The sequence below is a fragment of the Halopseudomonas yangmingensis genome (assembly GCF_900114825.1).
Lineage (GTDB): Bacteria > Pseudomonadota > Gammaproteobacteria > Pseudomonadales > Pseudomonadaceae > Halopseudomonas > Halopseudomonas yangmingensis.
The window spans coordinates 350,869-369,646 of record NZ_FOUI01000002.1; the positions used below are offsets into that span (position 1 = coordinate 350,869).

17 protein-coding genes are annotated in these 18,778 nt (G+C 62.3%); 5 read left to right on the forward strand and 12 right to left on the reverse strand.

The window, feature by feature from the left end:
- Positions 1 to 189: 189 nt before the first annotated feature.
- The 3 genes from rho to BMZ23_RS03805 all read left to right on the forward strand — a co-directional run bounded on the left by rho (position 190) and on the right by BMZ23_RS03805 (position 4,059).
- Complete coding sequence (rho, locus tag BMZ23_RS03795; RefSeq protein ID WP_093472917.1) at positions 190 to 1,455, forward strand: transcription termination factor Rho; 1,266 nt, start codon at positions 190 to 192, stop codon at positions 1,453 to 1,455.
- A 172-nt stretch (positions 1,456 to 1,627) separates the two neighbouring features.
- Positions 1,628 to 3,097 carry a 4-hydroxy-3-polyprenylbenzoate decarboxylase gene (gene ubiD / locus BMZ23_RS03800; protein ID WP_093472920.1) on the forward strand — a complete coding sequence of 490 codons (1,470 nt, stop codon included), beginning with the start codon at positions 1,628 to 1,630 and terminating at the stop codon, positions 3,095 to 3,097.
- Positions 3,094 to 4,059, forward strand: a complete 966-nt coding sequence (locus tag BMZ23_RS03805) for a 2Fe-2S iron-sulfur cluster-binding protein (protein WP_093472922.1) — start codon at positions 3,094 to 3,096, stop codon at positions 4,057 to 4,059. The genes ubiD and BMZ23_RS03805 overlap by 4 nt, the downstream gene beginning before the upstream one ends.
- A 3-nt stretch (positions 4,060 to 4,062) precedes the next feature.
- On the opposite strand, the gene BMZ23_RS03810 is transcribed toward BMZ23_RS03805, so the two are convergent.
- The 7 genes from BMZ23_RS03810 to BMZ23_RS03840 form a co-directional block, all read right to left on the reverse strand.
- Positions 4,063 to 5,160: a glutaredoxin family protein gene (locus BMZ23_RS03810; RefSeq protein ID WP_218143559.1), complete on the reverse strand. Its 1,098-nt coding sequence runs from the start codon at positions 5,158 to 5,160 to the stop codon at positions 4,063 to 4,065.
- Between the two features lie 8 nt (positions 5,161 to 5,168).
- Entirely contained in the window at positions 5,169 to 6,404 is a 1,236-nt protein-coding gene (locus BMZ23_RS03815) for a heme biosynthesis protein HemY (protein WP_093472924.1), read from the reverse strand.
- 3 nt (positions 6,405 to 6,407) lie between these two features.
- Complete coding sequence (locus tag BMZ23_RS03820; protein ID WP_177197212.1) at positions 6,408 to 7,544, reverse strand: uroporphyrinogen-III C-methyltransferase; 1,137 nt, start codon at positions 7,542 to 7,544, stop codon at positions 6,408 to 6,410.
- A 21-nt stretch (positions 7,545 to 7,565) separates the two neighbouring features.
- Positions 7,566 to 8,309, reverse strand: a complete 744-nt coding sequence (locus BMZ23_RS03825; RefSeq protein ID WP_093472928.1) for a uroporphyrinogen-III synthase — start codon at positions 8,307 to 8,309, stop codon at positions 7,566 to 7,568.
- A complete protein-coding gene (hemC, locus tag BMZ23_RS03830; protein ID WP_093472930.1) occupies positions 8,306 to 9,244 on the reverse strand; it encodes a hydroxymethylbilane synthase in 939 nt (312 codons plus the stop codon). The genes BMZ23_RS03825 and hemC overlap by 4 nt, the downstream gene beginning before the upstream one ends.
- Positions 9,245 to 9,331: 87 nt before the next feature.
- A complete protein-coding gene (locus tag BMZ23_RS03835; protein WP_093472932.1) occupies positions 9,332 to 10,081 on the reverse strand; it encodes a LytR/AlgR family response regulator transcription factor in 750 nt (249 codons plus the stop codon).
- A gap of 5 nt (positions 10,082 to 10,086) precedes the next feature.
- Positions 10,087 to 11,166 (reverse strand): sensor histidine kinase, encoded by a 1,080-nt coding sequence (locus BMZ23_RS03840; protein WP_093472934.1) that lies wholly within the window; start codon positions 11,164 to 11,166, stop codon positions 10,087 to 10,089.
- 93 nt (positions 11,167 to 11,259) lie between these two features.
- On the opposite strand from BMZ23_RS03840, the gene argH reads away from it, so the two are divergent.
- Together argH and BMZ23_RS03850 are read left to right on the forward strand one after the other, a co-directional pair.
- Positions 11,260 to 12,666, forward strand: a complete 1,407-nt coding sequence (gene argH, locus BMZ23_RS03845; protein ID WP_093472936.1) for an argininosuccinate lyase — start codon at positions 11,260 to 11,262, stop codon at positions 12,664 to 12,666.
- Positions 12,667 to 12,670: 4 nt separating this feature from the next.
- Positions 12,671 to 12,862, forward strand: coding sequence for a hypothetical protein (locus BMZ23_RS03850; protein ID WP_093472938.1), 192 nt, complete (start codon positions 12,671 to 12,673; stop codon positions 12,860 to 12,862).
- Here BMZ23_RS03850 and BMZ23_RS03855 read toward each other — a convergent pair.
- The 5 genes from BMZ23_RS03855 to BMZ23_RS03875 all read right to left on the reverse strand — a co-directional run bounded on the left by BMZ23_RS03855 (position 12,832) and on the right by BMZ23_RS03875 (position 18,684).
- A complete protein-coding gene (locus BMZ23_RS03855) occupies positions 12,832 to 14,193 on the reverse strand; it encodes a hypothetical protein (protein WP_093472940.1) in 1,362 nt (453 codons plus the stop codon). The genes BMZ23_RS03850 and BMZ23_RS03855 overlap by 31 nt on opposite strands.
- 138 nt (positions 14,194 to 14,331) lie before the next feature.
- Complete coding sequence (gene aguA / locus BMZ23_RS03860; protein WP_093472942.1) at positions 14,332 to 15,429, reverse strand: agmatine deiminase; 1,098 nt, start codon at positions 15,427 to 15,429, stop codon at positions 14,332 to 14,334.
- Between the two features lie 2 nt (positions 15,430 to 15,431).
- Complete coding sequence (gene aguB, locus BMZ23_RS03865) at positions 15,432 to 16,310, reverse strand: N-carbamoylputrescine amidase (RefSeq protein WP_093472944.1); 879 nt, start codon at positions 16,308 to 16,310, stop codon at positions 15,432 to 15,434.
- A gap of 55 nt (positions 16,311 to 16,365) precedes the next feature.
- Positions 16,366 to 17,142, reverse strand: a complete 777-nt coding sequence (locus BMZ23_RS03870) for a M90 family metallopeptidase (protein ID WP_093472947.1) — start codon at positions 17,140 to 17,142, stop codon at positions 16,366 to 16,368.
- A 147-nt stretch (positions 17,143 to 17,289) separates the two neighbouring features.
- Positions 17,290 to 18,684 (reverse strand): glutamine synthetase family protein, encoded by a 1,395-nt coding sequence (locus BMZ23_RS03875; protein ID WP_093472950.1) that lies wholly within the window; start codon positions 18,682 to 18,684, stop codon positions 17,290 to 17,292.
- Positions 18,685 to 18,778: the final 94 nt, after the last annotated feature.

Genomic DNA, 18,778 nt, shown 5'->3' on the forward strand with positions numbered 1-18,778 from the left:
TTCATCAGCCGCCTCCCTGCAGACTGGCGGGGAGGCTGGACGTCACCGCCTTGCGGTGTTAGATTTGCACACCAACCCCAGTTCGCACCCTGCGACTTCGGCTTTCCAGACCGACTATCATCCCGGCTTCGCCTCTGCCGAAGCTTTAAACCAACCTGTCCTGCCTGACAATCACAACTCGCCCAACCTATGAATCTGACCGAACTGAAGCAAAAACCCATTCCCGAACTGCTTGAAATCGCCGACCAGATGAATCTGGAAAACATGGGCCGCTCGCGCAAACAGGATGTCATCTTTGCCATTCTGAAAAAGCACGCCAAAAGCGGTGAAGACATCCACGGCGACGGCGTACTGGAAATACTCCAGGATGGCTTCGGTTTTCTGCGTTCGGCTGACTCTTCATACCTGGCCGGCCCGGACGATATCTATGTGTCACCGAGCCAGATCCGCCGCTTCAACCTGCGGACCGGCGACAGCATTTCCGGCAAGATCCGTCCACCGAAGGATGGCGAGCGCTATTTCGCGCTGCTGAAGGTCGACTCGATCAACTTCGACCGCCCGGAAAACACCAAGAACAAGATCCTCTTCGAGAACCTGACACCGCTATTCCCGGACGATCGCCTGAAGATGGAAGCCGGCAACGGTTCCACCGAAGACCTCACGGCGCGCATCATCGACCTCTGCGCACCGATCGGCAAGGGCCAGCGCGGTCTGCTGGTGGCACCGCCAAAGGCCGGTAAGACCCTGATGCTGCAAAACATTGCGGCCAACATCGCGCGCAACAACCCCGAGTGTCACCTGATCGTCCTGCTGATCGACGAGCGCCCGGAAGAAGTGACCGAAATGCAGCGCACCGTGCGCGGCGAAGTGGTCGCCTCGACCTTCGATGAGCCCCCGAGCCGTCACGTGCAGGTCGCCGAGATGGTGATCGAGAAGGCCAAGCGACTGGTCGAGCACAAGAAAGATGTGATCATCCTGCTCGACTCCATCACCCGCCTGGCGCGTGCCTACAACACGGTAATCCCGAGCTCCGGCAAGGTGCTCACCGGTGGCGTCGACGCCCATGCCCTGGAAAAGCCCAAGCGCTTCTTCGGTGCCGCACGGAATATCGAGGAAGGCGGCAGCCTGACCATCATCGCCACCGCGCTGGTCGATACCGGCTCGAAGATGGACGAGGTGATCTACGAGGAATTCAAGGGCACCGGCAACATGGAGATCCACCTGGATCGCAAGATTGCCGAGAAGCGGGTATTCCCGGCGATCAACATCAACCGCTCCGGCACCCGTCGCGAAGAGCTGCTGACCAGCGATGACGAGCTGCAGCGCATGTGGATCCTGCGCAAGATCCTGCACTCGATGGAAGACATTGCCGCCATCGAGTTCCTGCTGGATCGCCTGAAGGATACCAAGACCAACGACGAGTTCTTCCAGTCGATGAAGCGCGGCAAAAACTGACTCGCAGGCAAAACACCGCAAGCCGCAACCGGACCTGTGCCGGTTGCGGCTTGACGCATTTTACGCCCCCCATCCAAGCGTTTTGTCGGCATAATGCGCTTCTGACCAGACACCCCAGGCTGATGCCTTCTCCGGATTGCCCTCAGCCTGCCGCTTGAGGCTTAAAGCCAAGATGCACTACTCCGACCTGCGTGACTTTATCAAGGGCCTGGAAAAGGCCGGCGAACTCAAACGCATCCAGACCCCGGTTTCGCCGGCCCTGGAAATGACCGAGATCTGCGACCGCACACTGCGCAAGGCCGGCCCGGCGCTGCTGTTTGAAAACCCCGCAGGCTATGACATGCCGGTACTTGGCAACCTGTTCGGCACCCCGCAACGGGTGGCCATGGGCATGGGCGCCAGCGATGTCAGCGAACTGCGCGAAATCGGCAAGCTGCTGGCCTTTCTAAAGGAGCCGGACCCGCCCAAGGGGCTGAAGGACGCCTGGTCCAAGCTGCCGATTTTCAGGAAGGTGCTGAGCATGGCACCCAAGGTGGTGCGCGACGCCCCCTGCCAGGCAGTGGTCGAGGAAGGTGAAGATGTCGACCTGGCCCGCATCCCGGTACAGACCTGCTGGCCTGGCGATGCCGGCCCGCTGATCACCTGGGGACTGGTGGTGACCAAGGGCCCGCACAAGGAACGGCAGAACATGGGCATCTACCGCCAGCAGGTGATCGGCCGTAACCGGGTGATCATGCGCTGGCTCAGCCACCGGGGCGGCGCCCTGGACTTCCACGAATGGAAACAGGCACACCCTGGCCAGCCATTCCCGGTCAGCGTGGTGCTGGGTGCCGACCCGGCAACCATTCTCGCCGCGGTCACCCCGGTGCCTGACAGCCTTTCCGAATACGCCTTCGCCGGACTGCTGCGCGGCCAACGCACCGAGCTGGTCAAATGCCGCGGCAACCAGCTGCAGGTGCCTGCCAGCGCCGAAATCGTGCTGGAGGGCGTGATCCATCCCGATGACATGGCCGACGAGGGCCCGTTCGGCGACCACACTGGCTACTACAATGAGGTTGACCGCTTTCCGGTTTTCACTGTGGAACGCATCACCCGCCGTGAGCAGCCGATTTACCACAGCACCTACACCGGCCGGCCGCCGGACGAGCCGGCGATCCTAGGCGTGGCTCTCAACGAAGTATTCGTGCCGATCCTGCAAAAGCAGTTCCCGGAAATAACCGACTTCTACCTGCCGCCGGAGGGTTGCTCCTACCGCATGGCGGTGGTGTCGATGAAAAAGCAGTACCCGGGACATGCCAAGCGGGTGATGCTCGGCGTCTGGAGCTTCCTGCGCCAGTTCATGTACACCAAGTTCGTGATTGTGGTCGACGATGACATCAACACCCGCGACTGGCACGACGTGATCTGGGCCATTACCACGCGCATGGACCCCAGCCGCGATACCGTACTGATCGACAACACGCCAATCGACTACCTCGACTTCGCCTCGCCGGTCTCCGGCCTCGGCAGCAAGATGGGGCTGGACGCCACCAACAAGTGGCCCGGCGAGACCAATCGTGAGTGGGGCGTGGCGATTGACCGTGACCCCGCGGTGGTGGCGCGGGTTGACGCCCTGTGGAACGAGCTGGGGATTGATCGATGAAGGTCACCCTGCAACCCTCCGGACATGTTATCGAGCTGCTGCCCGGCGAGCGCATCATCGATGCCGCGCGCCGACTCGGCTACGATGCCCCGCAGAGCTGCCGCAACGGCAATTGCCATATCTGTGCGGCCAACCTGATCAGCGGTCAGGTGCGCCAGCGCGACCAGCTGCTGCGCAGCGGTGAGCTGTTCACCTGCGTGGCCGAGCCGCTGGAGGATTGCGAAGTGCACTGGGAAGGCGTACTGGCGCCGGACGAGTTGCCGCTGCGCCGACTGGCCTGCCAGCTGGAAAGCGCCGAACCGCTGGGGGCTGATGTCTGGCGTCTGCGCCTGCGCACGCCGGCTGGCAAGCCACTGCGCTACCACGCCGGACAGTATCTGCTGCTGCAACGCAACAGCGAGGAAATGTCAGCCTTCTCGATCGCCTCGGCACCGCACCAGCAACGCCTGCTGGAACTGCACATCCAGACCCGTGATCCGGCCACCCGCGACCTGATCGAGCAGATCATCCGCCAGCGGCTAGTACGCATACAGGCACCCTTCGGCGACTGCCATCTGGCCCAGCTGCCACAGCAGCCGCTGCTGTTACTGGCCGCCGGCACCGGCATGGCGCAGATGCAGGCATTGATCAACCATTGTATGGAACAGGGCTTCAACCAGCCAATACAGCTGTATTGGGGAGTACGCCAGGCCGCCGACTTCTACCGTATCGACGACTGGCAACGCTGGGAAGACGCCGGCGTGCAGTTGCACCGTGTGGTCAGCGACCAGCCTGACTGGCCCGGCCGGCAGGGTCTGCTGGCAAATGCCGCACTGGCCGATCTGGGCAATCTGAACGAGCAAGCGGTGATTGCCTGCGGTTCACCGCCGATGGTTTACGGCACGCTGGACCGGCTGCTGCAAGCCGGCATGCGCCCTGAGCAGATGCGCTCGGACGTGTTCAGCTACGCGCCGCGCGACTGAGACTCAGAACAGCCACTGCGGGCGCAACATCATTACCAGACCGAGCCCCAGCATCACCACGGCACTCAACAGCTTCAGCCAGCGGCCGCCCTGTTCGCCGAGCTTGCGGCTGCTCATCAGCCAGACAGCGGCACCAACCATCAGCGCATCGTCAAAGATGTAGCCGAGGATATACAACCCCAGATAGCCGTAATGCTGCAGTGGCTCCAGCTCGCGCGCCGAGAGAATCGCTGTATACAGCGCCGGCAAGCCAGCCGTGCAGAGCAGCTCAACCATGTTCACCAACACCGCCAGCACCGCGCAACCCAACAACGCCAGCGGCAGGCTGCGGCTCTGCACGATACCGCGCACCCGCGCATAAGTACCCGGCTTGGCGGCATCCGGAATGGCCAGCTTGACCGCGGACTGCGGTTGTACAAAGGATTTCAGATTGATCAAGCCAACCAGCAATGCCAGTAACGCCAACAGCCATTGCAACCAGAATGTCACGCCGACCAGCAGGAACAGATTCAGCCAGGCCACCATAAACAGAAAATAGATGGCACCACTGGCCAGCACGAAAGTGCCGGCAATCAGGGCCATGCGCAACCGGTCGCGCAGATGCACCAGGATCGACAGCAGAAACAGCAGCACCCACATGGCGCAGGGGTTGAAACCATCCAGCAGACCGACCGCCAGGGTAAACAACGGCAGCCCCAGACGCTCGACACTGAGTTCGCCAAGTGGACCGACACCCAGGCTGTCGCTATGCGGCACCCCGCTATCGGTCAACAGCCGTAACTGTTGCAGCCCTTGACGCTCATCGAAACCAACCAGAAAGCGTCCGTCAAAGGCAAAGGCCGGCACGCCAGGCGGCCACACGCCTGCCTGCTCCGACAGCTGCAAAAACCGCTGCAGGGCTTGGGGATCGCGATCAACCTGAGTCAGACGAACCACTAGCCAGGGACGCTCGGCCAGCAACTGTGGCAACTGCTTTTTTACCTCGCTGCAGTGTGGACAGCCATCGCGGACGAAGACTTCCAGCTCGGCAGCAGGTGCAGCCAACGACCACAGCATCATCAGCAGCCACAGCCAGCGCAGACTGGACATCAGCCGCGACACGACGGCGCTCAGTCGTCAGTTGGCAGGCTGAGCGCCGGCAGGTCGCGGCGCAACAGTTCAAAACCCTGCTGCTGAACCCGCGCCAGCGCCTGCCGATCGCCCAGATGCTCAAGCAGTCTGGCCAGTTCGGCACAGGTCTGCAGATCGCGACGCTCGACGAAACTGGCCTCCAGGTACTCGCGTGCCTTGCCCCACAAGCCCTGGCGCATCGCCAGGCGTGCGGCCGCCAGCAGCAGCACGGCATTGCGTGGATGTTCCTGCAGCCATTGCTCGGCCCGCGCCAACTGATGCAACGGATCTGCTCCGGCAACCAGGCCATACAGGTGAACCAGTCGCTCGCTGAAGCCATGCTCCAACGCCTTGCACAGGAGTTTTTCGATCAGCTGCTCACCGCCAAGCAGGCGCAGCTGCAAGCAATAGGCCTCCAGCAATGCCGCATCACGCTGCAGATGTTTTGGAAGAGAGTCCCACACCTGATGCAGGGGGGAGGCCTGATCGTCGGCACAGCTACGTCCCTGTTCACCAGCCTGCTGCAACAGTGCCAAGGCTGAACGCTGCTCAATGGCGCGCACCTCCTCCTCTGCCAGCACGCGCTGCTCACGCAAGCGCGGCAACCAGGGCTGCAGGCGTGGCCAGTCCTGCAAACGCTGGCACAACTGAACCAGCATCCTCAGCGCGCCAGCATGCTGGGGGTGTTTTTCCAGCACGCCATCGAGCGTGGCCAGCGCCGGCTCCAGTTGCCCCCGAGCCACCTGCATCTGCGCTCTGGCAAGGGAAACAGCCACTGCTGAACGCGGCGTACTGTCATGGGCAAGACGCAGCAGTTGCTCGCAGCCCGCATAATCCTCGAGTTCGTGGGCGGCACGGGCGGCAGCCAGATAGTTGACCAAGGGATGCGCTGCATGATCGGCAGAGCGACGTAACGACTTCAGCGCCGGTCTGAAGCGTCCTTCGGCCAGATCGAGCAACCCCCGGGTAGTGAGACGCTCGGCCCGGCGCCTGCGATTCACTTGCGACCAGGGATTTATGCGTTGACTGCCCACACCAACCATATGCAGCAGCGCGCGCAACAACAACCAGGCCGCCCATAGCAGAAGAACGGCCAGCAGGGCCACCCATATACTGGTTTCCAGTGACAGGTTGCGCCAGGCGATCATCAGGTAACCGGGATCTTCGGCCACTGCCATACCCAAGGCCGCACTCAACAACAGAACCAGTAGAATCGCCAGATAACTCCTGCGCATGGCTCAATCCTCCCGTTGAACGGGTGCCGAGCGACGACTCTGCACATAGGCATCCAGGCTCTGCTGCAATACAGACAGATCCGGCAATTGACGCTGCAGGTTCACCCCACGCAACTCGGCAAAGCGAGCACGCAAGACGCTGACCTGACGGTCGTCCTCCTCGAAGAACTGTGCAAGCACGCCTTCAGCCTGCTCAAAGGATTGCTCCCAGACAGCCTGTTCGCTGCGCAATACTGCCCACTGGGCCTGCTCAAGCTGCAACTGCAGGCTGTGCCTGACACGCTGCAGTTCACTGCGATCCATTTGCGGACGAATATCCCGACCACGCTTGAAATCGACCCGCACGTAGCCATCCAGGCGCTGCAGCACACGCTGCCAGCGACTCTCGGCCGCTACCGGAGGAACATCAGACTGCTCAACCTGATAGACCGGTGCTGGCGCCTGCAAACGTCCTGCCTGCTCCCGCAGCGCGGACAATTGCAGATACAGGCCGGGCCGATCAACGTCCGGCAGCGTGCGCAATTCAGTCAACTGGCGCGCCAACTCCTCACGCACGGCAAAGATACCGCTGTCTGGCTGCTCGCGCAAAATACGGTCGGCGGCCTCAAGCAGTCCTGTCGCCGCCGTTACATCCTCGCCGGCCAGCAGGCGCAAAGACGCCAGACGCAACAGATAGGTCGCTTCGTCCAGCTTCCATTCGCGCTGACCTTCTCCCTGCAGGCTGTCAAAACGCTGGGCCAGTGCCTGCTGGCTACGCTGTAAATCAGCCACCAGCGACTGGGCACGTTCCAGCACCTGACTGTCAGGCAGCGCGCGCACCTGCTGCTGCAGTGCGTCAAGGCGTGTCGACAGGCCATCATCCAGCGCTTGCAACTCTGTCTGGATGCGCTCAGTGCGTAAGTCCGGCTTCTGCTGCTGGTACCACTGCCAGGCATGCAGGCCCAGACTGGCAAGAACCAACAGCAACAGCAGCCAGAGCAACCCGCCACGACGCTCTGGGGCTAATGTACCGTCCGATTCCGGAGGCTGTGACGGCTCACTCGCGGCCGTTGACGGCTCCTGCTGCGGCTCGGCTGCAGGTAGCACAGCCTCGACCAACTCCTGATCCGGCTGTTGTGTCTGCTTGTCACTCTGCTCCACACCCTGTCTCCTTGCGTTCAATCAGTCCGACTGCACGGCAGCCAATACGGCTGCATCATCCGCACCATGGCACAATTGCACGTCACTGCAGCCCAATCCGATGGCATGCTGAGCCACCCGCTCACCCGGCACCCAGCACCGCCAATGGCGTTGCTGCGACCAGTCGGCAGCCGCCGCCTGATGCCAATTCTGCAATGCCTGCACACTGAGCAGAACTATGCCACCAACCCCGGCCCGGGCAGCTTCGCGCAGCTGCACATCGAGCCCGGCCGGCGGCTGGCGACGGTACAGGGCCAGACAGTCAACCCGGCCACCCGCTGCATGCACCCGCTCGACCAGAAGCTCGCGCCCCTGATCGGCACGCCAGATCAGCACCCGCAAATCCGGCAGCTCCAGCAACCGCTGCCATTCAGGCATCCGCAACAGCGCCTCGCTGTCCTGTCCGTCGCACGGCCAGCGGGCCGACAATCCGGCCTGTCGCAACAAGGCTCCTGTACCGGCACCTACGGCATACCATTCAACACCAACCGGAGGCTGCGGCCAGTAGCGATCCAGCCGCTGCAATCCGATCCGTGCCGCCACAGGACTAACCACCATAACCGCCTGATACAGATCCAGGTCCATGATCAGCCGGCGCTGCTCCGGTCCTTCCGGCAGTTCCAGCGTTTCAATCAAGGGCACACTGCAGCTGTCAATCCCGCGCTCGGCCAGTGCCTGCGCCAACCGCTGGTTGTCGGGCTCGGCACGGGTCAGCAGCAGTTTCACTGACCGTCCGCGTCGGCGTACACCGCATCCAGAATCGCCCGCGCGCCCTGCGCCAGCAGCTGTTCGGCAACCGCCACACCGAGGGTTTCAGGGTCGCTGTCAGGCCCGCGGGTCTCGGCGCGCAGCAGGGTCTGCCCCTGCGGGTCGCCGACCAGTCCACGCAACCACAACTGGCCATCACTGCGCTCGGCATAACAGGCAATCGGCACCTGGCAGCCGCCATTCAGGTGATTGTTCAGCGCCCGTTCGGCACGCACGCGCAGTGCACTGTCCTGATCATTCAGCGGCGCCAGCAGGGCATGCAGCTCGCTGTCGTCAGTACGACACTCGATACCCACCGCGCCCTGCCCCCCGGCTGGCAGACTCTGTTCGGCACTGAGGAAGCTGCGGATACGCTCGGCAAAGCCAAGGCGCAGCAAGCCGGCAGCAGCCAGGATGATGGCGTCGTACTCGCCGGCATCCAGTTTGGCCAGACGGGTATTCACGTTACCGCGCAGAAAACGGATCTGCAGGTCAGGCCGCCGCGCCAGCAGCTGCGCTTGCCGGCGCAGGCTGGAGGTACCCACCACGCTACCGGCAGGCAGGCTGTCAAGATCGGCATACTGGTTGGAAACAAAGGCGTCGCGCGGGTCTTCCCGCTCGCAGATGACATACAGACCCAGACCTTCGGGGAAGGCCATAGGCACATCTTTCATCGAGTGCACGGCCAGATCGGCCTCGCCGTCGAGCATGGCGGTTTCCAGCTCCTTGACGAACAGCCCCTTGCCGCCGATTTTCGCCAGCGGGGCGTCCAGCAGCTTGTCGCCGCGACTGACCATAGGTACCAGGCTGACCGTCAGGCCGGGGTGCAGTTGCTCCAGTCGCGCCTTGACGTACTCGGCCTGCCACAGGGCCAGGGCACTCTTTCGGGTGGCAATTCGCAGATGTCGGTTCATGGGATTCTCGTTCCAAAGCCAGACTGCATCATACGCCATGCACCCGGTAGCATCCACGCGCGGCAATGCCGCAGCCCTCCGATGGCGTCAAAGCTTTTCCATCAGTTTGCGAACTCCGGGTACATGCCGGCGGCTGACAACCAGGGGCTGCTCTTCCAGCCCACGCAGGTGAAGAAGGAAATGGCCATGGGCATTACGCTGCAGCCGCTCGATACGGTTGCGCGCCACCAGGGCATTGCGGTGAATACGCACAAAGTGATCGGCAAATTCATCCTCCAGCGCCTTCAGTGGCTCATCCAGCAGCAGTTCACCCTGCTCATGGCGCATGGTCACGTACTTCTGGTCGGCAATGAAATACAGCACGCTTTCGATCGGCACCAGCTCCACACCCTTGCGGGTGCGTGCGCTGATATGGCTACGCCGGCCGGATTCAGCGTGGTCGGCAGGGCTGCGGCCCAGACTGGCCAGTTGCACGCGATTCAGCCGCTGCGCCTTGCCCAGCGCCTCGGCCAATTGCTCACGACGCACCGGCTTGAGCAGATAGCCCACTGCACAAACATCAAAGGCCTCCAGCGCATGGTCATCGTGGGCTGTGCAGAAAATCACTGCGGGTGCTTGCGGCAACTGGCACAGCCGGGCAGCCACCTGCAACCCATCCAGCCCCGGCATGCGAATATCCAGCAGCACTATGTCAGGCTGCAGCTGCCCGACCAGTTCAAGCACCTGCTCACCATTGACCGCCATGTCTGGCGACACCTGATATCCAGGCAACTCCGCTACCAGCCGGGCCAGACGTTCGCGAGCCAGCGGCTCATCATCGGCAATCAGTACGTTCATCCCTATCAGCTTCTCCGCAATGGAACAGGGGTCTGCTCACAAGGATAGACCAGCCGGCTGAAATAGCGTTCGCCTTCGCGCCCATTGTGCAACTGTCCGGCAGCACCATAACGGGCCTTCAGGCGCGCACGGATATTGTCCAGTGCCATGTGCAAGCCTTGATCTGTCGGACCGGATCGCTCCGGGCAACTATTGGAAACCTCGATCTGCACCTGCGACCCCTGGACGCAGCCACTAATACGGATATCACCGCCACGGATGTCCGGCTGCACGCCGTGCAGCACAGCATTTTCCAGCAGTGGTTGCAGGCTGAGTGACAGAATCGGTAACTGCTCCGGCAGTTCGACCGCCCATTCAATCCGCAGGCGCGTACCAAGACGTGCCTGCTCGATACGCAAGTAGCCCTCACACAGGCGCCGCTCTTCGGCCCAGTCAACCAGTCCGTCGACCTCGCCCAGACTGGCACGAAACAGATCCGCCAGATCCAGCAGCGCATCCTCGGCCTTGTGTGGATTGCTGCCAATCAGACTGAGGATGCCATTCAGACTGTTGAACAGAAAGTGCGGACGAATACGTGCCTGCAACGCCTCAAGTCGGGCGCGCACCTCGGCCTGGCTGTGGCATTGCCATTGTTGCTGGAGGTAGAAGTAGCGCAGCAGCAGGCTGGTCATGATCAAGGCAATCAGCCCGTGGCGCAGCAGCAACTCGCCCGGCAGTTGCGGACTGCCAAGCATGCCGCGCAGCAGAATCCAGTCCGCCAGCACACTGAACACCAGCGTCAGACCAATTACCACCAGATGACAGGCCAGGATGGCCAGTAACAGCGGCTGGCGCTGCATCCAGCCGCGCAGCCGACACAGCGACGCCGCCGACAACAGCACAATCCACTGCACAAACAGCGAGGCCATGGCCAGACCGACCCAGTTGAAAGCGCCAGCCACCGGCTGCGCCAGCACCCATACCAGCACCACCAGTTCGGCCAGCACCACCAGGGTAAACACCGCGCGCGGCGAACACAGATCCGGGAGGAAGAAATCTTCCCCCGCATAGGGTTGGGTGAGCAGCGTCCAGAGTCCGTTCTTCATTGATCCAGTGTCAGCCAGCCCAGCCCCCTCGCGCAAGCCTGAAATGTTATGCTATGCGCCTTTCATTCAGCGCCACAGCGGAACCATCCGGACATGAGCCAAGACAAGACAACCAACCAATCCTGGGGCGGCCGTTTCAGCGAACCGGTCGACGCTTTCGTTGCCCGCTTCACCGCCTCGGTGGATTTCGACAAGCGCCTGTACAAGCACGACATCCAGGGCTCGATCGCGCATGCCAGCATGCTCTGCAAGGTCGGCGTACTGACCGACAGCGAACGCGATGCGATCATCGACGGGCTGCGCGAGATTCAGGCCGAGATCGAAGCCGGCCAGTTCGACTGGCGGGTCGATCTGGAAGATGTGCACATGAACATCGAGGCACGCCTCACCGCCCGCATCGGCATCACCGGCAAGAAGCTGCACACCGGCCGTTCGCGCAACGACCAGGTAGCCACAGATATCCGCCTGTGGCTGCGCGAGGAGATCGACATCATCCTCGGCGAAATCGAACGCCTGCAGAGCGGCCTGCTGGACCAGGCCGAGCGCCACGCGGCCGTTATCATGCCCGGCTTCACCCACCTGCAGACGGCCCAACCGGTGACCTTCGGCCACCACCTGCTGGCCTGGTTCGAAATGCTGCAGCGCGACCGCGAACGCCTGATCGACTGCCGCAAACGGGTCAACCGCATGCCGCTGGGCAGTGCCGCCCTGGCCGGCACCACCTACCCGATCGAGCGCAGCATCACCTGCGAATTGCTGGGTTTCGAGGCGATTTCAGGCAACTCGCTGGATGGCGTCTCCGACCGGGATTTTGCCATCGAATTCTGCGCCGCTGCGGCACTGGCGATGATGCACCTGTCGCGCTTTTCCGAGGAGCTGGTGCTTTGGACCAGCGCCCAGTTCAACTTTATCGAGCTGCCTGACCGCTTCTGCACCGGCTCCTCGATCATGCCGCAGAAGAAGAACCCCGACGTACCGGAGCTGGTGCGCGGCAAGTCCGGCCGGGTGTACGGCCACCTGATGGGCCTGCTGACCCTGATGAAGAGCCAGCCGCTGGCCTATAACAAGGACAACCAGGAAGACAAGGAACCACTGTTCGATGCAGTGGATACCCTGCGTGACAGCCTGCGCGCCTTTGCCGACATGATCCCGGCGATCAAGCCACGTGTCGAGGTAATGCGCGAGGCAGCACGCCGTGGCTTCTCCACCGCCACCGACCTGGCCGACTACCTGGTACGCAAGGGCATCCCGTTCCGCGACTGCCACGAGATCGTTGGCCATGCGGTGAAATACGGGGTGGACAGCGGCAAGGACCTGGCCGAGATGAGCCTGGAGGAGTTGCGCGGTTTCAGCGAGCAGATCGAGGCGGATGTGTTCGAGGTGCTGACCCTGGAAGGGTCGGTGAACGCCCGTAACCACATCGGCGGTACAGCTCCCGCACAAGTACTGACTGCGGTTCAGCGCAACCGTGCACTGCTGCCCGGCAACAACGCAGACTGAGTCGATGTCCGACGATTCCCCAGAACGGCCACGCTACCGGATCAGTGCCGACCGCGCGTCGGCACGCCGGCGTGTACGCTATGTGGAAAGCAGTCATCCGGATGACGGCCAGTGCACCCTCTGCCAGCTCGACGAGCTGGCAGGGCAGTGCCCGACCAAAGCGCCTCAGTCGACCGCCGATACCGACAAGGTATAACTGCCAACACCGGCATTCTCGTAGCTGCCACTGATCAGCTCGTAGTCACCCGGCTGCAGGGTCAGGCTGAGCATGGAGTTGGTGCCGCTGCTGCCATCGTCATTTTCTTCCTCAAGCCCCTGACCGCGCAACTTGAGCAGGGTATCGAAGTCGGCGGACATCAGGTCAATCCGGTAATTACCCGCCTCACTGATGCGCAGACGGGTTCTGCTGCTACGTCCCTCCTGCAAGTGTCCAAGCACCAGCTCGCCAACCTCGATCCGGGCACCGGCAGGACGCGCCTGCAGCAGATCGGCCTGCAGGGTAAACAAGCCGTTGTTGCCGTCCATCGAGGAGGCCTTGATGCTGTAACTACCCGCTGCGACCGGTACCTGAATGCGCGCATCATAACCGCTGCCGGCACCATCATCGTCGACCGTGCTTACGCCTTCGCCATTCAGTTCGAGATAACTGTCAATCTCGCTGGAACGCATCTCCACCCGCAACAGTCCCGCCTCGGCAACCTGCAAACTGTATTCAACCGGCTGTGACAAGCCCATACCGGTAATCTGCTGGCCCAGCTGCAACTCGCCGCCATTGGTCAGGCTGACGCCCTCGGGCAGTTCGCGCCGGGTTACCTGCAGGCTGTAGCCACCAGCCCCGGTATTGTCGTAGCCGCCGGCCTGGATCTGGTAACTGCCGGGCTGCAGCATCAGGCTGAGTTTGGCATCGCTGCCACCGCCACTGTCGTCGTCAGTGGTATCCAGGCCATTGCCCTGCAGCTTTAACAATGCATCGAACATGTCCGAGCTCAACAGCAGTTCGTACAATCCAGCCTCACTGACCGTCAGGCTGTAGGTATTGCCGGCGCTGCCGTCGCCCAGCACACCAAGGATTTCCGTGCCCGGCTGCAATGCGCCGCCATTGGTCACCTGAACCGGCTCCAGAGTCAGGCGGAAGGGGCCATAGGCCGTATCCGACGCGCCACTTACTGACAGGGTATGCCGGCCATCACGTTCAGGCATCAGGAACAGGCGGCTGGCGGAGGGGCCGGCGACCGGCCGGCTATCCGCATCCAGCAAGACCAGTACCGGCTCCTGCAAGGCACCGCTACTGCTCACCCGATACACCTCACCGGCGCGCAGGCTGACGAGGAAGGACTGGTAGCGCGAACCGTCATTCTGGTTGACCGGACTGCGCGTGGTGATTTCACCGGACAACTGTACCGGTGCGCCGCCTTGACTGGCTGGCTGCGTGACCTGGGTAAAACAGCCGGTGAGCAGCAGGGAAAGACTTACCGCGGCGCTCAGCGCCAGAACTGACGAAGGGAAAAACCGCTTGCTAGGGTGCATAGGAATCCTGTTGTTGGAAAAGGTCCGTATTCCGCAGGCCGCCTGACTGAAAGCCACCGGGCAGCAACAGAAAAGGCGCTGCCAGGCAGCGCCGCAGATCACTATAGCGAGAATTCTGTACGCCACCAGCCCCTTGTCTCAGGGCGCTGGCTGCTGCTGGGTGATGCAATGGATATTGCCACCGCCGAGCAGGATTTCACGGCCCGGCACCATCACCACGCGACGATCCGGGAACAGTTGCTCAAGCAGCTCGCGGGCGGCCTGATCATGCGGGTCATCAAAGGCCGGAGCGATAATGCCGCCGTTCACTACAAGGAAATTGACATAGGACGCGGCCAGACGAACGGACGGATCACGTGCCTGACTGCCCGGTACCCGATCCACCCCGGCGCACTCCTCGGCCGAGGCGTACAGTGGCCCGGGAATCGGCATGCGATGCACCTGCAGCTCACGGCCGCGCGCATCGCGACTGGCCTGTAAAACCCGCAGTGCGGTCTGACAGCGCGCATGGTTGGGGTCATCCGGGTCATCGGTCCAGGCCAGCAGCACCTCACCGGGGCGCACGAAGCAGCAGAAATTGTCGACATGCCCGTCGGTTTCGTCGTTGTACAGGCCCTGCGGCAGCCAGATCACCTTGTCGATACCCAGATAGTCGGCCAGCTTCAGCTCGATTTCCTCACGCAACAGCTGCGGGTTGCGATTGGCATTCAGCAGGCATTCCTCGGTGGTGATCAGCGTGCCCTCGCCGTCCACATGGAAGGCGCCGCCCTCCAGCACAAAGCCCTCGGTACGGTAACGCGGACAACGCTCGAGCGAGAGGATCTTGCCGGCCACCTGATCGTCGCGCTGCCACGGCCAGTACAGCCCGCCGTTGAATCCCCCCCAGGCATTGAAGGTCCAGTCGACGCCACGCAATCCACCCTGGCCATTGACCACGAAGGTCGGCCCGGTATCGCGCACCCAGGCATCGTCACTGCTCAACTCGACTACCCGGATGCCGGGATGGTCGAGCTGGCTGCTGGCATTGCCGTACTGCGCTGCCGACACCCCGACGGTCACTGGCTCGAAACCAGCGATCGCTCTGGCCACCTCGGCAAAGGCGGCCTGTGCCGGCTTGGCACCGAGCCGCCAGTTGTCCGGACGCTCCGGCCAGAGCATCCAGGTCTGCACATGCGGCGCCCATTCGGCGGGCATCCAGTAGCCATCGGCACGCGGGGAAGTATGCAGGTTGTACATGCTCAGGGCTCCAGCCGGCCATCGAGGGTTTTCAGCGGCGCATACAGGCTCGGCCGGCGATCGCGGAACACGCCCCAGGCGCTGCGTATATGCTCCAGCGCATCCAGATCAAAACTGTGCACCAGCACGCCTTGCTCCTGCTGGTCCAGCTCCTGCACCTTGGCACCGAACTGGTCGGCGATAAAGGAGCTGCCATAGAAAGTAATGCTGTAGTCGTCCTGTAGTTCCCGCCCGACCCGGTTACTGGCCACCAGCGGCATCAGGTTGGCCCCGGCATGCCCCTGCTGCACCCGCTGCCAGTGCTCGCGCGAATTGATCGCCGGATCATGCGGCTCACTGCCAATCGCCGTCGGATAGAACAGTATCTCGGCCCCCAGCAAGGCCATGGCCCGCGCCGACTCGGGAAACCACTGGTCCCAGCAGATGCCCACGCCGATCCGCGCATAGCGGGTCTGCCAGACCTTGAATCCAGTATCGCCGGGATTGAAATAGTATTTCTCGTGGTAGCCGGGTCCATCGGGGATATGGCTCTTGCGGTAGATGCCGAGGTTACTGCCATCGGCGTCAATGATCGCCACACTGTTGAAGCGCGCCCGTCCGGCCAGCTCGAAAAAACTGATCGGCAGCACCACCTGCAGCTCGCGGGCCAGCGCCTGGAAATGCCGGATGGCCAGATTCTCCTCGACCGGCGTGGCCAGCTGCAGGTACTCGGGATTCGGCTTCTGGCAGAAATACGGGGTTTCGAACAGTTCCTGGATCAGAATGATCTGCGCACCTCGCCCCGCTGCTTCGCGCACCAGCGCCTCGGCTTTGGCGATATTGTCCTGGCGATCCCAGCTGCAGGACATCTGGGTGGCGGCAACACTGACAAGACGGCTCATGGACTACTCCGAAAAATGGATTCACCGCCCGTTATAGGCCATGCGCCCACGGCTTTCAAACCTCATCGACTGCCAATGGCCGGTAACCGAAGTAATCCACCAGCAGGGCATACAGGTCAGGCCAGCATTCGCGCAGCGGCTGCGGGGCCTCGAAGAAATGCTCGCAGAGCACCGCGAAGAACTCCGCAGGATCCGCCAGTGCATAGGCATCAATCGGCAACGGCAGGCCCGACGCCTCGCGCCGACACAGGTCCTCCCAGGCTTGCTGCATCAATTGCGACCAGCGCTGCGGCGACACCCCGACTGGCAGCAGCGGTGCCCCATTGGCACCCTGCTGGCGCATATCCAGCACATGCGCCAGTTCATGGATCACCACGTTGTAGCCGTTACCCTGACCGGAAGCCAGTATATCCGCCAGCGACAGCACCACCGGGCCACGCTCCCAGGCTTCGCCGCTACGCTCGCTGAGCTCCTCGTGCACCACGCCGGCGTCGTCCTGCCACTGCTGCGGGCTGATAAAGGCATCCGGGTAGATGATCAAGGTACGCAGACCGGCGTAGGCGTCCAGCCCCAACTGCAAGACCGGCGCCACCGCCATGCCGGCGATGCGCAGGCGCAGCCTGTCATCCAGGTCAACCGGCTGAATGGCGATCAGGCGTATCCGTAACAAAAATCGCAGGGCCAGTTGCTGCAACTGCTGGCGTTGCGCCGGCGCCAACTGCTGCCACAGCGGCCAGTCGCCCAGCGCCTGTTGCCACAACGCTGCATCGACCTGCAGGCCGGCCAGTTGACGACCCTCGCGCCAGCGTCGCCAGCGGGATAGCAGGCCCATGGCTCAACGCAGCACATCGTTGAATGGAAGGGAAGCAAACAATGAAGACACGGGGCAGCTCCGGAACTCAGCGCAAATCAGGCCGGGCCCTGCCTGACAGATAGTGCCGGGCAGCCACTAGGGCCACTACCCGGCAACCGTGACCGTTCAGACGGTATGCAGGTACCACATGTATTCAAGATCGGAGATGGTCTTCTCGAACTCGTCCAGCTCGCTTTCCTTGCACCATCCAAATACGTCCAGATAGTCCTCGCCGATGTACTCCTTCATCACTGCGGAGTTCTCCAGTTCGCGCAGGGCATCGCGCAGGTTGCTCGGCAGAGTCGGCTCATGCTGGTCGTAAGCGTTGCCCTCGGTCATCGGCGGCGGCTCGATGCGGTTGATGATGCCGTGGTGCATGGCACTCAGCAGCGCCGCCATCAGCAGGTAAGGGTTGGCGTCGGCGCCGGCCAGACGGTGCTCGATACGCATCTGCTCGGGGTCGCCGCCGGGCAGACGCACCGCCACGGTACGGTTATCGATTCCCCAGGTCGGCGCACAGGGCACATAGAAGCCGGCACCGAAACGCCGGTAGGAGTTGACGTTAGGACAAAGGAAGGCCATGTAATGGGGCAGGCATTCCAGCAGGCCGCCAACCGCCCAGCGAAGCATGTCACCGGGCTGGCCATCGGCGCCGGCGGCGAAGATATTGTGCCCCTCGGCATCCACCAGACTGATATGCACGTGCATACCATTACCTGCCTGGTCATGGTAAGGCTTGGCCATAAAGGTGGTGTCCATCTCGTGGTCATAGGCCACGTTCTTGATCACCCGCTTGAGCAACACATTGAAGTCACAGGCTTTTACCGGGTCATCCACATGGTGCAGGTTGACCTCGAACTGGCCAGGTGCCGATTCGGCGACGATGGCGTCAGCGGGGATGCCCTGCTCGTGGGCAGCTTCGATGACGTCCTCAAGGAACTCCGCGTACTCGTCCAGATCGTCGATGGAATACACCTGCACCGAGTTCGGCCGCTTGCCGGACATCGGCGAACGTGGCGGCTGCGGACGGCCAGTTATGTTCTCCTGGTCGATCAGGTAGAACTCCAGCTCAAAGGCCGCCATTACTTTCAGATCCATCGCGGTGAAACGCTCAACCACGCGCTGCAGCACATAGCGCGGGTCGGCAAAGAACGGCGTCTGCCGGTCCAGCTCGTACATGGTCATCAGCAACTGGCCGGTGGGACGCTTCTGCCAGGGCTCAATATTGAGGGTGCCGGGGATCGGCAGGCAAATACGGTCGGCATCGCCGATCTCCAGACCCAGACCGGTCTCTTCCACTGTGGTGCCCTGGATGTTCAGGGCGAAGATCGAGGCCGGCAGGGCAATGCCCTTTTCATAGGCCTTGAGCAGTGCCGAGCGGTCAATGCGCTTGCCGCGCACGATGCCGTTCATATCGGCAATCAGCAGGTCGATAAAATGGATGTCCGGATGCTCGGCGAGAAACGCCTCGGCTTCCTGAACGCTGGCGGGCGCAGCGCCCGATCCGGCTGGGGCTAACATGGTGAGTCACCTGTATTTATGTAAAAAATATCAATCATGAATGTACAGCCGTGAGTTAATCCGAAAGCCCGCGCCTAGTCAATACACTGTCTGA